The organism is Streptomyces sp. NPDC001339 (assembly GCF_042895955.1).
Lineage (GTDB): Bacteria > Actinomycetota > Actinomycetes > Streptomycetales > Streptomycetaceae > Streptomyces.
On the sequence record NZ_JBIAWT010000015.1, the window covers coordinates 34,763 to 48,843 of the forward strand.

At 69.9% G+C, this 14,081-nt stretch carries 10 protein-coding genes; 2 read left to right on the forward strand and 8 right to left on the reverse strand.

Annotation, left to right across the window (positions count from 1 at the left end; all coding sequences use genetic code 11):
* Positions 1–83: 83 nt before the first annotated feature.
* From ACFY12_RS31930 to ACFY12_RS31945, 4 genes are all read right to left on the reverse strand, one after another.
* Positions 84–2,834, reverse strand: a complete 2,751-nt coding sequence (locus ACFY12_RS31930) for an AAA family ATPase (protein ID WP_390719444.1) — start codon at positions 2,832–2,834, stop codon at positions 84–86.
* A gap of 274 nt (positions 2,835–3,108) precedes the next feature.
* On the reverse strand, positions 3,109–3,951 hold the full coding sequence (locus tag ACFY12_RS31935) for an ABC transporter permease (protein WP_390719445.1): 843 nt from the start codon (positions 3,949–3,951) through the stop codon (positions 3,109–3,111).
* Positions 3,948–4,940 (reverse strand): ABC transporter ATP-binding protein, encoded by a 993-nt coding sequence (locus tag ACFY12_RS31940; RefSeq protein WP_390719446.1) that lies wholly within the window; start codon positions 4,938–4,940, stop codon positions 3,948–3,950. The genes ACFY12_RS31935 and ACFY12_RS31940 overlap by 4 nt, the downstream gene beginning before the upstream one ends.
* Positions 4,941–5,204: 264 nt before the next feature.
* Positions 5,205–6,416 carry a macrolide family glycosyltransferase gene (locus tag ACFY12_RS31945; RefSeq protein ID WP_390719447.1) on the reverse strand — a complete coding sequence of 404 codons (1,212 nt, stop codon included), beginning with the start codon at positions 6,414–6,416 and terminating at the stop codon, positions 5,205–5,207.
* A 374-nt stretch (positions 6,417–6,790) separates the two neighbouring features.
* On the opposite strand from ACFY12_RS31945, the gene ACFY12_RS31950 reads away from it, so the two are divergent.
* Complete coding sequence (locus ACFY12_RS31950) at positions 6,791–8,086, forward strand: histidine kinase (protein WP_390719448.1); 1,296 nt, start codon at positions 6,791–6,793, stop codon at positions 8,084–8,086.
* A 511-nt stretch (positions 8,087–8,597) separates the two neighbouring features.
* Positions 8,598–9,251 (forward strand): response regulator, encoded by a 654-nt coding sequence (locus tag ACFY12_RS31955; protein ID WP_390719449.1) that lies wholly within the window; start codon positions 8,598–8,600, stop codon positions 9,249–9,251.
* A 124-nt stretch (positions 9,252–9,375) separates the two neighbouring features.
* On the opposite strand, the gene ACFY12_RS31960 is transcribed toward ACFY12_RS31955, so the two are convergent.
* The 4 genes from ACFY12_RS31960 to ACFY12_RS31975 all read right to left on the reverse strand — a co-directional run bounded on the left by ACFY12_RS31960 (position 9,376) and on the right by ACFY12_RS31975 (position 13,954).
* Positions 9,376–10,047 carry a VC0807 family protein gene (locus tag ACFY12_RS31960; protein WP_390719450.1) on the reverse strand — a complete coding sequence of 224 codons (672 nt, stop codon included), beginning with the start codon at positions 10,045–10,047 and terminating at the stop codon, positions 9,376–9,378.
* Between the two features lie 334 nt (positions 10,048–10,381).
* Complete coding sequence (locus ACFY12_RS31965) at positions 10,382–11,434, reverse strand: DegT/DnrJ/EryC1/StrS family aminotransferase (protein ID WP_390719451.1); 1,053 nt, start codon at positions 11,432–11,434, stop codon at positions 10,382–10,384.
* Between the two features lie 64 nt (positions 11,435–11,498).
* Positions 11,499–12,878 carry a glycosyltransferase gene (locus ACFY12_RS31970; RefSeq protein ID WP_390719452.1) on the reverse strand — a complete coding sequence of 460 codons (1,380 nt, stop codon included), beginning with the start codon at positions 12,876–12,878 and terminating at the stop codon, positions 11,499–11,501.
* Between the two features lie 47 nt (positions 12,879–12,925).
* Positions 12,926–13,954, reverse strand: coding sequence for a GDP-mannose 4,6-dehydratase (locus ACFY12_RS31975; protein ID WP_390719453.1), 1,029 nt, complete (start codon positions 13,952–13,954; stop codon positions 12,926–12,928).
* Between the last annotated feature and the right edge of the window lie 127 nt (positions 13,955–14,081).

The following is a 14,081-nucleotide window of genomic DNA, read 5'->3' on the forward strand; positions in this document are numbered from 1 at the left end:
CGTCGGTCTGTCCGTTCTCCCCTGGTGGCGCCGTGGACGGCACCCCTGTTCCGCGGTCCGGTACCCCTGAATCACGGCGCCGCTCAGCAGGCCGGTTCGGCCGCGTAGTCGGGGGACCACATGGCGGGCAGATCGGCCCGCCGGGAGACGTTGAGCTTGCGGTAGATGCGGGTGAGGTGCTGCTCGACGGTGCTGACGGTGATGAACAGCTTGTTGCTGATCTCGCGGTTGGTGTAGCCGATGGTGGCGAGGCGGGCGACCCGCCACTCCGCGTCGCTGAGGCCGGCCACGCTCTGGTCGACGGCGTTGTCGGAGCACTGCTGGGGCCTGCGGTCGGCGGGTGCGGTGCCGGACTGCCGGGCCCGCGGAGGGTGTTCGCTGGTGATGTGGGTGACCCCGGCGCCGATCATGCGGGCGCGGCTGGAGTCGCCGAGCGCATGGTAGGCGTCGCCGAGGAGTTCGAGGGTGCGGGAGAGTTCGTACCGGTCGCCGCTGAGCCGCAGCAGTTCCATGGCCTCACGCAGCAGCGCGGGGCGCTTGCGCAGGTCGGTGGCGGCGGCCAGGACACGCAGGGCGATGCCGCGGGTACGCTCCTCCCCGCGACGGGCCAGCGCCTCGTGCTCGGCGGCGAACTTCTTGGCCTCCTCACGCTCTCCGAGGGCGAGTTGGGCCTCGGCCGCGTCCATCCGCCACGGGATCAGGGCGGGCAGGTCCAGGTCCCAGCGGGTGAGCAGTTCGCCGCAGCGCAGGAAGTCGGCCAGGCCCGCCTGGAGGCGGTCGGTGGTGAGGTAGAAGTAGCCGCGGGCGCGCAGGTAGGTCACCCCGTAGCGGGTCTGGAGAGCGGCGGGCGGCACGGGGTGGGCGGGTTCGGCGCCGGGCTCGGTGATGCCCTCGCCGCAGCTGAGGCCGAGCAGCAGGGTGGCCAGCGGGCCGCAGCCGACGACGCCCCAGCTCTCCCAGGAGATATGGCGCAGGGCGGCCTCGGCGTGGCTGCGGGCCCGGGCCAGGTCGCCGCGACGCAGGCCGACCTCGGCCCGGATCCACGACAGCAGGGCCTGCCAGGTCGCGGCGGAGCGGGCGGCGGCCTCCTCCTGGAGGAGTTCGCACCAGTGGGTCACGGAGTCCAGTCGGCCGAGGTGGATCAGTGCGAAGGCGGCGGCCTCGACGGACTCCAGAGGGGTTTCGCCGACCCTGCTGCTCTGCAGGATGCGTTCGGCGTGGGCGACGGCGTCGCCGTCGGGGTTGCCCTTGAGTGCGGCCATCAGGACGCCGGCGGGCGTGACGGGGCAGGGGGCGTCGGCCGAGGTCCGGGCCAGCGCCCGCAGGGCCGGGACGGCCTCGCAGGCGTGGGGGTAGGAGACGCGTAACCAGGCGGTCAGCTCGGCCAGTTCGGCGGCGGCCTGGGCGCTGGCCGATCCGTCGAGCCGGGCCATGACCTGGGCCGCCTCCTCCACCCGCCCGTACCACAGCAGGTAGCGGGCCAGCTCTCCGGTCTGCCGGTCGTCCAGGTGGCCCTTGTGGGAGGCGTCTTGCAGGAGAGGCAGCCGGCGGGCGACCTTGGCCGGTGCCGTCTGCCACTCGACACGGGCGTGCAGGGCCAGCAGGGTGGCGCGGCGGGCGTCGTCGGTGCAGCGGCCCAGGGCCTGTTCGAGGTATTCGACGGCGCGCTGCCCCTCGGCGCCGGCGATGGCCTGTTCGGCGGCCTCCTGGAGGATGTCCAGGGCCCAGGGTTCACCGCCCTGGCCGCCGGCGACGATGTGTCCGGCGACGATGGGGGCGCGTTCTCCCTCGGCGTGCAGCAGCCGTGCGGCACGCGCGTGGAGTTCGGCGGTCCGCGCGGGGTTCATGGCGCCGGTCACCGCGGCCGCGGCGGCCGGGTGACGGAAGTGCCCGTCGTGCACCAGACCGGCGTCGACCAGTTCCTGCATGGCGTGCAGATGGCCGCCCTGGACGGTGCCGAGCAGCCGCCACACCAGCTTGGACGAGGGTGCCTTGCCCAACACCCCCACACCGTGGGCCACTTCGAGCATCTCGGGGTCGCCGCGCTGGATGCAGGCCCACACCTCACAGCGGAACGACTCCCCCGGGGTGATACCGGCTCCGGCCGGCTCGCCGGCGTCCGGCCGGTGGTCGTCGATCAGGGCGCGCACCAGCAGCGGGTTGCCGCCGCTGGTGGCGTGGACGGCGGGGGCCAGCCGTTCGGCCTCTGCGGTGCCGAGCCGGTCGGCGAGCATCCGGGCCACGCCGCGCTCGGTGAGAGTGGCCAGACGCAGCTGGGCGAAGTGCTGCTGGCGGAAGAACTCGGCGTGCACGCTGGACGTCGCGCGGGCGTGCTGCCGTACGGCGAGCAGCAGCAGAATGCGGGAGGTGCGGATGCGCTGGGCCAGGTGCAGCAGACACTGCAACGAGGGGGTGTCGACGTGTTCGAGGTCATCGACGGCGACGACCAGCGGTGTACGGTCGGACAGTTGAACCAGTTCAGTCATCAGACCGTAGCCGACCGAGGGCGACAGATCGGCGCCGGGGGCCGGGCACAGCAGGGCGTCGGCGGCATCGCAGTCCTTGACCAGCAGCCGCTGGGCGGCGTAGCACAGCTCCCGGAGGCAGCCGAACGCCTCGGGCCCTCCGGCGCGGGCGCCGACGTACAGGAAGTGGGCGCCGGCTCCGGTGACGAAATCTCCCACGACCTGCAGGAGTCCTGTTTTGCCGCTTCCTATAGGGCCCGAAACAATGGCACCGGCACCATTCCCTTCCACACAGTCGGAAAACAGCTGCTTCAGAGTCTCAAGTTCTCGCTCGCGGTCAACGAGGCTCATGCTCGACGCCTCCCCCATACGGCCTCATATGGCCAGCATCTCCTTCCCGCAAAGGGCGGGCAGGCCATGCCTACGTGCGCAAACCCACCCCTGCGGTCACACGCCATGCCCACAGGCATTCAAACGTGAATCAGTTCACACTCATTATCCGGCTCGCTCACGAGGCTACCAGAAATCGAACCGACAATCGCAAATAAAAGTAAATTTAAGGCAATGCGAGCTTCCGCCATCTTGACGCAGGATGACACGGCTGCTTACGCGTAGCTACGAGATGAACCTTATGCCTACTTGATCATGGACGCCGTAGGCGGAGGAGCCGCCTGGACAGCCCCGCCAGCCCCGCCCCGGCGAGCCCGCAGCCCGCCCCTGCCAGCACCGGCAGCGTCACCCAGCCCGGCAGCGTCGCCACCCGACCCTCCAGCAGCAGGCCGCGCAGCCCCTCGCAGGCGTAGGTGAGCGGATTGGCCGCACACACCGCCTGGAACCAACTTATGGCCGAAAGCGCACGCCACGGCAGAAGTGCCGCCCCCGTGACGAGCAGCGGAACGTGACCGAGGAACAGCGCCGCGCGCACCCGGTGCACCGGCACCCACGCCCCCAGCGCCAGCCCGGCCGCGGCACCGGCCAGCGCGGCGAGGACCAGCGCGCCCAACGCGGCGGGCAGTCCGGCCACCGGCCAGGGCACGCCGTCCAGCATCAGCGCCCCCGCCGGAACCGCGACCAGCCCTGCGAACAGCCCGCGCACCGCCCCGAAGCAAATCTTCTCGAATGCGACGATCCGCAACGGAACGGGCGACAGCAGCCTTTCCTCCACGCCACGCGGAGTCGAGAATTCCGCCGCCACCGACAGCGCGCTGCTCTGCAGCGCCGTACCGAACGCCCCTGCGGCGATCACCCCGGGCAGTAAAATTTCGCCGTAATCCTCTCCGGCATATCCACTGGCCGGCAATACCTGGCCGAACACATACAGCAGAAACAGCAGCTGCAGCACGACCTGCGCCAAAAACACCGGAGAACTACGTGCGGATACCAGTATGTCCCTGCCCAGTTCCGCCAGAAAGGAAATGGTCAGATATTCCCGGCGGCCGGTGCCGCGCCGGTCCTTGTCGGGCAGGACGGTGGAGGGGGCACTCATCGCAGCTCGCGCCCCGTCATATAGACGAAGACATCCTCCAGGCCGGGTTTTCCGAATCTGAGCTCACGCATCTCGCACTCCGCCGTCTCGCAGATCTCGATCACACCCGGCAGCAGGGAGACCGGTTTCCGCTCGGTGTACAGGCGGTAGCGGATCACCGCATGGCCGGTTTCCCGGTCGCGTTCCGGCTCTCCGGTGATCTCCTCGATGCGGTCGAGCCCCGGCATGTCCCGCAGCGCGGCGGACAGCACCGGGGAGCGGTCCCGGTCCGCCGCGACACTGACCGCCAGCGTGTTCCGGCCTGGCAGCGCACGCGTCAGCTCCGCGGTCGAATCCACCACCAGCAGCTTTCCCCGGTCGAGAATGCCCACCCGGTCGCACAGTTGGGCCGCCTCCTGTGTGTCGGGGGTGGTGACCACCACCGTCACACCCTCCGCCGTCAGCTCCGGCACCCGCTCGTGCACAAAGCGGCGGGTGCGCGCGTCCAGGCCGGTCGTCACCTCGTCGAGGAACATCACCCTGGGCCCCGGCATCAGCGCCCGCGCCAGCAGCGCCCGCCGGACCTGGCCACCGGTCAGCTCGCCGCCCCGGTCCTCCGCCCGCTCCCGCAGGCCCATCCGGTCCAGCAGCTCCTCGGCCCGGCGCCGCCGGTCGGACCGGCGCATCCCATGGCACGCCCCGTGGAACAGCAGGTTCTTGCGCACGCTCAGCGAGGGGTCCAGGGCGTTGCGCGGCGAGACGACCGCGAGCACCCGGCGGGCCCGGGTGGCCTCCCGCACCACGTCCACGCCGGCCACACACGCCTGGCCCGATGTGGGCAGCGCCCGTGTGGTCAACAGCCACACAGCGGTGGTCTTGCCGGCGCCGTCCGGGCCCAGCAGCCCGAACACCTCGCCCCGTTCGACCCGGAAGCTCATCGCGTCGACGGCGGGCCGCGCCCCATCGCGGTACCGCTTGACGAGATCCTTCGCCACCACCGCGGCGCTCATGCCACTCCTGCACCCGGTCACGGCTCCAGCGAGCCGACGACCGCTCGTCGTCGTACGGACAGGGACGGAAGGCCGCCGGGGCCGACCACGGGGAACCGGTGAGGGGGTCCGTCCCGACGCCGGGGGAGCGCGTGCGTCCCCCCTCACCGTCCCGTGCCGGTCGCCGCTCCCGGGGGTCGGGAGCGGCCCGGCCGTCGCCCAGCGGGGGACTGGGCGGGCCTGCGGGCGCCGCGTCAGGCCCGGTAGGGCCTTCGGGCGCCGGGGTCAGCCCTGGTCGGGCCGTTGGGCGTGGGCGAGATAGGCCTCCAGTGCATCGGCCGCGCGCCGGGCGCCGCCGGCCTGCCGCACCCGCTCGCCCATGGCCCGTACACGCTCGCGGACCGCCGCGTCGGATGCCAGGCCGAGCACTGCCGCGCGCAGCCCCTCGGCGGTGATGCCGCCCTCGGGCAGGCCCGTGCCCAGGCCCAGTTCGGCGACCCGGTGGGCGATGGCGGCCTGTTCCACCGTCTGCGGCAGGGTCACCATGGGAGTTCCGTAGTGGAGGGATTCCATGGTGCTGCCCATTCCGGAATGGGTGACGAACACCGACGCCTTTTCCAGTACGGCCAGTTGCGGCACCCGCGGATGCACCTCGATGTTGGGCGGCACCTCGCCGAGTTCCGCCGGGTCCACCCCGCCCACCGACAGCACCACGTGCCAGGGCACGCCGGAGAAGGCCGCCACACACGTCCGGAAGAACTCCGGACGGTCGTTGAACGCGGTCCCCAGCGAGACCAGCAGCACCGGTTCACCGGAGGCCGGCGGCTGCCAACTCCCCTGGAATGCGCGGTCCCCCAGGCAGGGACCCACAAACGCGAAATCGTCGCCGAATGTGTCGCCTCCGGGTTGGAATTCCTTCGGTACGAACGCCACCGCGAAGTCCTCGGGACTGGTGAAGAAGTGCTCCGGCGGAATCGGTGGGACTTCATGGGTCCGGGCCAGTTCCCGCAAGTGCTCACGGAATGCCACCCGGGCCGGGTGGTCGTCGTCCACTCCGCCGCCGTCACCGGTGATCGTGTCCAGGGTGACGTTCTCGTTGTAGGCGAAGGACGGGAACAGCTGGGCCGCGGGCCGGTTCCACTTCTGTGCCAGCACCCGCCCGGTGAGGTACAGCGTCCGGTCGTACAGCAGCAGATCCGGCAGATCGTCGGCGAAATGCTTCTCGAACTCCGGAAGGGTCCGAGCGCTCTCCATGATGAGCACCAACGGCAGCCAGGCCGCAAATTCCGCGGGCGGCGCCTCCGTCGACGGCTTGGGCTCCAGCGTCGACTCGTACAGCAGCACATCGGCGCCGGTGCGCGCCACGGTCGGTGCGAACTCCTCCGTCGTGGCATAGGTCACCCGATGCCCCCTGCGGACCAGTTCCTCCGCCATGGCCAGCGTCGGATTGACGTGGCCGTGGGCCGGAATGTTCAGCAGGGCGATGTGTTTCGGCATTGCCACTCCTCAGGACTCACAGCTGGGCCGGTGAGGAAAGCCGATGCGGAGCCGAGGACCCCGAGTCCCGCTTTCGTCACTGAGCCTCACATATCCGCAAGCAACCGGGCGCCGGCCTGTCGTCTTCCGTACGGCTTCTGTACGGCGGCCGGTGCGGGGCCCGCGGGCACTCCTCCAACCTAGGAGGGGCGCCCGGCGTGCGGAATCCATCTAGCCGGAGCGCGGGGGTTGACCTAGGTCCACCCCCCTGCCGGGTGGCAGGCGGATGGCCCGCGGCCGGCACCGGATGCCAGGCTGCGGAAGTGGTGTGAGAGACGGGTGAACGAGTGATGGGCAAGCATGGTGTCCCCGCGGCGGTCAAGTACGATCCGCCAGTGTTCGTGGATCGGGTACGGCGCGGATGCTCCGCGGTGGGGCGCTGTGTGGTGTTGTCGATGCTGTCGGTGGTCAAACTGGCCGCCACGGCGGTGCCGGTAGTGCTGTTGCCCCGGTGGATCGGGGCGCTGGGCATGGCGCTGCTGCTGACCGTGCCGGCCTCCCGGGTGCTGGCCGTGGTGACCCGCAGGCTGCTGGGCCAGTGGGAGGACCGCCCGCTGGACTCCCCCTATTCCCCGCTGCCGGCCCTGGAACGCACCGAGAACGGCTGGTACTGGAACGGCTACGACTTCCAGCGCAGCCGACTGATCGCCCGGCTCCAGCGGCGGCTGCGGTGGCTGTTCATCGACCCCGCCACCTGGCGCGATGTGCTGTGGCTCGTACTCGACCCGATCGTGGCGGTGCTGGTGCTCACCCCGCTGGCACTGATCGGCGGCGGTCTGTACACCGTCGCGCTGTCCGTGGTGGGCACGGACGGACTGCCGGTGGCCTGGCTCTCCCACGAGATGCCCACCCCCGTGGCGCTGGCGGCCGGTACGGCGGTGGCGGTGATCGGGGTGCTCAGCGCCCCCGCGCTGCTGGACGCGTACCGCGCCCTGACGCGGATGGCGCTGGCCCCCTCCAAGCAGGCGCTGCTCACCCGCCGGATGGGGCATCTGTTCGCCTCACGCGTGGAAGTGCTCACCACCCAGGCCGCCGAGCTGCGCCGCATCGAACGCGATCTGCACGACGGCGCCCAGGCCCGCCTGGTGGCCATCGGTATGGCCGTCTCCACCGCCGAGGCACTGATCACCTCCGACCCCGAGGAGGCTCTGAAGATGCTGGCCAAGACCCGGGAGCTGTCCGGTCTGGCGCTCCAGGAGCTCCGTACTGTGGTGCACAGCATCAACCCGCCGGTGCTGACCGAGCGGGGCCTGGGCGACGCCATCAGGGCGCTGTCGATGGACGCCCCGCTGCCGGTCAAAGTACATACGGAGCTGAGCGGTCGGCTGGAGGCCGCGGTGGAGTCGGCCGCGTACTTCTCGGTCGCCGAACTGCTGACCAACACCGCCAAGTACGCCGACGCCGACAGGGCCTGGGTCGAGGCGGCCTACAAGGCCGACACCCTCAAGATCACCTATACCGACAACGGGCAGGGTGGCGCGGATCCGACCCAGGGCACCGGGCTGCGCGGCATCGAGCGCCGCGTCCAGGCCTTCGACGGCAAGGTCGAGCTGAGCAGCCCGCCGGGCGGCCCGACCCGGGTGACGCTGACCATCCCCTGCGCTCCCCCGGTCCCGATGGCGCGTTCCTGACGCGCGCGCCCGCGGCGGCGCGCCGCCGGCCGCCGGTGCCACCGCGAACCGTCCGGCGCGCCGGGCGAGTTCAGGACACCTTCCCGGTGCCCCGTGCCGGCCGGGCGACGGCGGACGGCGGTGCCCCGGCCCTTGTCCACGGGGTGCCGGGGGCCTGTGCACGCGGGCGCCGGAAACTCTTCCGTGCGGGTACCGAAGGCCCGTCCGGGCCGGTGCCGGTGGCTGTTTCGCGAGAGTGCCGGGCACGGGTTTCGGTCATGCCGGGCTCGTGCCGTGCCACCTACTAACGGTATAACTGGTCCACATCACCGGCTGCCGGGCCTCGCCTCGGCACCCTGGCCGTCGGCTCCGGGCCGTCCGCCTGCCCGCTGACCACCGCTTCTCGGACGGCCGGGGCCCAGGTGACCCGCTGGTCCGACAGATCGGCGTGCGGAGCAGGGCGGTTGCCGGGCGGGTAGGATTCCAGCATTTCGTGCCCCGTACAAGCAGATATCAACCCATGGAGTCCGGCGTGCGCGTTGTCCTCGCTGAGGATCTGTACCTCCTCCGAGACGGCATGACCCATCTGCTCAACGCCCGTGGCTTCACCGTCGTCGCGGCGGTGGCCACCGGCCCGGAACTCCTCGAAGCCGTCGAACGGGAGCAGCCGGACCTGGCGGTGGTGGACGTACGGCTGCCGCCGACCTTCACCGACGAGGGCCTGCGGGCCGCGCAGGAGGCCCGGCGCCGGCGGCCCGGACTGCCGGTGCTGGTGCTCTCCCAGCACGTCGAGCAGCTGTACGCGCGGGAGCTCCTCGCCGACGGCGCCGGCGCTATCGGCTATCTGCTCAAGGACCGGGTGTTCAACGCCGACCAGTTCATCGACGCGCTGCGCACGGTGGCCGGCGGGGGCACGGCGATGGACCCGGAGGTCATCGCCAAGCTGCTGGCGAAGAAGACGAAGAAGGACCCCATCACCACGCTCACCCCGCGGGAGCGGCAGGTGCTGGAGTCCATGGCCGAGGGCCGCTCCAACGCGGCCATCGCCCAGCACCTGAAGATCGGTGAGGGCGCCGTGGCCAAGCACACCGCCAGCATCTTCGCCAAGCTGGACCTGGCGCCGTCCATCGACGACAACCGCCGGGTGCTGGCGGTGCTGGCGTATCTGAAGCCGTCCGACGACTGAGCACATAAGACGGGCGTCGGGGCCACCGCCGCTGGCGGTCCGCTCCCGACGCCCGTCGTCCTGTCTCGCCTTCTCCGGCCGGCCCGGCCGCCCTCGCGGGCGGGGGCGTCGGCCGGCGGTCCGCTCATGCACGCAGATTGTGCTTCTTGGAGTACACCGCGAGGAACAGCCACAGGATGCCCATGAGGATGAAGTACTGGACGTTGGTGACCAGCGGGATGCTGTCCAGCGGCAGCATGTAGGCGATTGCCACCCGGATCACCGCGTCGCCCAGCAGGGCGACACCGAAGATCGCGGTGAGGGTGCGCAGCCCGCGGCGGAAGGGGGCCTCCTGGTCCCAGCGGGCCTCCCAGGTGGCCGCGCCCTCGTGACCCACCTTGGCCAGCGCGATGTTCTTGCCGGCGTGCAGGAAGAAGGGGCGCTTCATCATGAGCGTGACGAGCATCCACACACCGAATGCGCCGGTGAGCCAGCCGTCCTTGGCGAACACCAGCCGGGCGTCGCCGGAGAGCAGGGCCAGCGCGGTGCCGAGCCCGAACAGCGTCAGCATGAAGATGCCCACGACATCGACACGCTTCTCCTTGAAGAGCAGGTAAACGGTGCGCAGGGCGGGCGGAATGCTGGAGACCAGCGAAGCGCCCACCAGGCCCATGCCCTGTTCGCGCAGGATGTAGAAGAGAGCCAGCGGTACGCCGACGTCCACGAGCATCATCCAGGCGAGGGCCAGCCGCGGATACCGGGGCGCCTTGCGGTGTGTCTGCGCGGGCGACGTGTTCCAGAGATCCGGTTGAGTCATGGTGTTGCGTCCGTTTCCCGTTCCGGTCGGGGCCAGAGTGCTCTGGTTCCCGAGCGCCTTGTGCCGGCGCAAATGCGCTGACACAAGAAGAAGTTAGTGAGTGGCGGGCAGCGGCGTAAGCCGTCTAGACCCAGGAGCGGGGGTATAGCTAGCACCCCCCTCACCCGGGCGGCACGCCCCGTAGAGGCGGCCGGCATACGCCCCCTACGCCGACGGCCGTCGGCGCGCGCAGCCGGGGGCCGTGATCGGCGCACGGCCCCCGCCCTGGGCGGCCGGCGGCCGGTGGCGGTGGGGAGAGAGCGGGCGATCGGCTCCGCCCGTGGTGAGGGGGTGGTCAGGAGTAGAAGGCGGCGATCTTCCCGGCGACTTCGTCCTGTTCCGCTGCGGTGATGGTGGTGTAGGTGGGCAGATAGAGCCCGTCCTCGGAGAATCGATGGGCACGCAGCGTCGGCCATACAGGGTCGTGGTACATCGGCTGCCGGCTCATGGGCTTGAAGAAGACCCGGGTCTCGATTCCCTCGGCGTCGAGGAACTCCCTCAGTTCGTCCCGGCGTTCGGCGCGCAGGTCGTACATCCACAGCACCTCGCGGGGCGGCATCAGCGTGATGCCGGGAATTCCGGCGAGCGCCTTGTCGTAGCGCTCCTCGATACGGCGGCGCTCGGCGAGGATCGCGTCCAGCTTCTCCACCTGTGCCTTGGCAATGCCGGCCTGGAGGTTGGTCATACGGAAGTTGTAGCCCAGCTTCTTGTGCAGGAAGGTGTGGTCCTTGTCGAAGGCCATGGCGCGCAGATGAGCCAACTGCCCGGCCAGGTGCGGGTCGTCGGTCAGGCAGATGCCGCCCTCACCGGCCGAGATGATCTTGTTGGCGAAGAGCGAGAAGCAGGCGATATGGCCGACCGGCTCGACTCCGTGCGCTTCCGCGGAGTCCTCGACCACCTTGAGGTTGTACTCGTAGGCGAGCTCCATGATCGCGTCCATGTCGCAGCGCCGACCGTAGATGTGCACCGGCATCACGGCCTTGGTGCGCGCGGTGATCTTCTCCTCGATGAGGGCGGGGTCGATGTTCAGGTCGTCCCCGCAGTCGACGAAGACCGGGGTGGCGCCCGTGTACGTCACGGCCCACGCCGAGGCGACCATGGTGAACTCCGGGACGATGACCTCGTCCCCCGGCCCGATGCCCAGCGCCCGCAGCGCCAGGGTGAGCGCCGTGGTGCCCGAGGAGCAGGCCACGCCGTGGGCGACGCCGTTGTACTCCGCGAAGGACTGCTCGAACTCCTTGACGTACGGGCCCTGGGACGAGATCCAGCCGGTCGTCACCGCCTCGCTGACGTAGCGCAGCTCCTGGTCGGTGAGGTACGGCTTGGACACCGGGATGCGGAATGCCATGGGGCTCTCTCAACTCCTGGGGAGGGAACGGGGCGAGGGGCCCGCGTCGAGCGGGCCGGGCGGCTCAGGCGCGGGCCAGTGCCGCGTACTGCTCCTGGACGGTGTCGGCCGCGGCCGCGACACCGCCGGCCTCCCGGTAGCGCTGCGCCCAGTACTGGGCGCGCTCACGGAACCCGTCCTCCTCCAGCAGGCGTACGAGCTTTCCGGCGACCTCGTCCGCAGTGGTCCGCAGCGAACACTCCACCCGCAGGCCCGCACCGCTCTCCACCACCCTCGCGGCATGGTCGTAGCAGTCCATCCAGAACGGCATGACCAGGCCGGGCTTGCCGAAGTAGACACCCTCGTAGGCGCTGTTGCCGCCGCCGTGGTTGAAGTACACCCGGACGTGGGGGTGGGCGAGCACATCGAGCTGGGAGGGCACCCAGGTCTCCAGGCGCAGGTTGTCCGGGCGCTGTGCGGGGAGCAGTGCCTGCTGGTGCTCGGGCAGCTTCCACAGCACCTTGTGGCGGGGACCGATCCGCCCGACCGCATCGGTCATCATGGCAAGTTGACTGCGTGTCAGGCGCATATGGGTGCCGAAGGCGATGTAGACGACGGAGTCGTTGGCGTCCAGCCAGGAGGTCAACTCGTGGTCGCCGTCGGGGGCCTGGGGCAGCGGCGGCACAGCGGGGCCGACCATCTTCAGGGTGGGCGGCACGGCCGGGAAGGGGTACTCCATGCCGAAGACGGAGTACGCCACGATCGCCGCGGCCTGGTCTCCGTAGAAGGACTGGGCGGCCGTCACGTTCTCGATCCCGGCCTCCTTGCGGCTCCTGGCGAACTCCGCATGGGGGACGTTCTTGAGGATTCCGGCGATCACACGGAGCCGGAAGGAGACGTTGGCGGCCTTCTGGCGCAGGGTCATCCGGCTCGGCAGGCCGGAGTTGGGGGTGGGGTGGCTCCACGGCAAGCGGTCGGCGAACACCTCGCTCACCGAGACGGGGACGCTGAGGACGTAAGGCACCTTGCGGGCGATGGCGGCGTCCGCCGGGTAGACACTGGAGGAGTCCACCACCATCAGCGCCGGCTGGAGCTTGTCGACCTCGGCGAGCGTGCGCCGGTACATCGTCTCCAGGATGTCGGAGTCGGCGACCTCGCGCAGGTAGTGCACGACGTTGGCGGCACGGGAGGTGGGGCTGCCGCGGCGGGGCGGCTGGGTGGCGCGGGCGTAGGTCGCCGCGTCCCACACGGCGGGCGGCTTCTCCAGCCGGTCGCCGAGCGACACGAACCCGACCGGAGTCCGGCCCTTGATGGCCTCGACATCGGCTCTCCGGTCCTCGGTCGAGGCGAACCACAGGTCGGGGACGCCCCGCCGGGAGAGTTCGCCGGCGACCTCCAGCAGGGGGTTGATCAGGCCTGCATCGGCGATGCTGACGAACAGAATGGGTCCGTGCCGTTGTTCCATCTCAGGTTTCTCCCAGTCGGTCGGATTCCGCGCCCCGGGCCGCCGTGCTACCAGGCGGCGGTGAGCATCAGGTCGCGGTACTTGTGCGCGCTGGAGGCCCGCTCCAGATCCGACTCGACCATCATGTGCATCAGCTGCTCGAAGTCGACTGTGGGCTTCCAGCCCAGTTCGCTCCTGGCCCGCTCGGCGTCGGCGCACAGCGTCTCGACCTCCGCCGGACGCACCAGCGCGGGGTCGATGACGACGTAGTCCTGCCAGTCGAGGCCCACCGCTTCGAAGGCGATGCGCACGGCGTCGCGCACCGAGTGCATCTGGCCGGTGCCCACGACGTAGTCGCCGGGCTCGTCCTGCTGCAGCATGAGGTGCATGGCCCGTACGTAATCGGCGGCGTATCCCCAGTCACGAACCGCGTCGAGATTTCCCAGGTGCAGCTTGTCCTGGAGGCCCAGTTTGATCCGGGCCACCGCCATGGATATTTTCCGGGTCACGAATTCTGCGCCACGTCGGGGTGACTCGTGGTTGAACAGAATTCCAGAGGTCCCGAACATACCGAAGGACTCCCGGTAATTACGGGTGATGAAGTGGCCGTAGACCTTCGCCACACCGTACGGGCTGCGCGGGTGGAAAGTGGTGCGCTCGTTCTGCGGAGTCTCGGCGACCTTTCCGAACATTTCAGAGGAGGACGCCTGGTAAAAGCGGATCTGGCCGCGGTCGGGGGTGCGCGACTTGTCGATGCCGCTCACCATGCGAAGAGCTTCCAGCATGCGCAGCACACCCATGCCGTTCACCTCGGTGACCAGCTCCGCCTGCTGCCAGGACATCGGTACGAAGGAGATGGCGGCGAGGTTGTAGACCTCGTCGGGCTGGACCGTGTTGACCGCCGACACCAGGCTGCCCTGGTCCAGCAGGTCACCCTCGACGAACCTGACCTCGCTGGCCAGGCTGCTGATGCGAGACTTTCTGGGGTTGGCCTGTCCTCGTACGAGCCCCCATACGTGATACCCCTCGGCAAGCAGATGCTCGGCCAGATAGGACCCGTCCTGGCCGGTGATACCGGTGATGAGAGCTCGCTTCATAACGTGGGGCCTTCCTGTGGACGACACTTCTCGCTATACAGCGCCGCCTGCATCTGTCTTCTTGACAACCCGACTTGACAACCCGACAAGATCTGGAAAACGAGTGCGACCGCAGCATCCATCGGTG

Excerpts from the sequence above, each read along its gene's own strand:
- ACFY12_RS31930 (WP_390719444.1), bottom strand. The coding sequence starts at position 2,834 with ATGGGGGAGGCGTCGAGCATGAGCCTCGTTGACCGCGAGCGAGAACTT.
- ACFY12_RS31935 (WP_390719445.1), bottom strand. The coding sequence starts at position 3,951 with ATGAGTGCCCCCTCCACCGTCCTGCCCGACAAGGACCGGCGCGGCACC.
- ACFY12_RS31940 (WP_390719446.1), bottom strand. The coding sequence starts at position 4,940 with ATGAGCGCCGCGGTGGTGGCGAAGGATCTCGTCAAGCGGTACCGCGAT.
- ACFY12_RS31945 (WP_390719447.1), bottom strand. The coding sequence starts at position 6,416 with ATGCCGAAACACATCGCCCTGCTGAACATTCCGGCCCACGGCCACGTC.
- ACFY12_RS31960 (WP_390719450.1), bottom strand. The coding sequence starts at position 10,047 with ATGACTCAACCGGATCTCTGGAACACGTCGCCCGCGCAGACACACCGC.
- ACFY12_RS31965 (WP_390719451.1), bottom strand. The coding sequence starts at position 11,434 with ATGGCATTCCGCATCCCGGTGTCCAAGCCGTACCTCACCGACCAGGAG.
- ACFY12_RS31970 (WP_390719452.1), bottom strand. The coding sequence starts at position 12,878 with ATGGAACAACGGCACGGACCCATTCTGTTCGTCAGCATCGCCGATGCA.
- ACFY12_RS31975 (WP_390719453.1), bottom strand. The coding sequence starts at position 13,954 with ATGAAGCGAGCTCTCATCACCGGTATCACCGGCCAGGACGGGTCCTAT.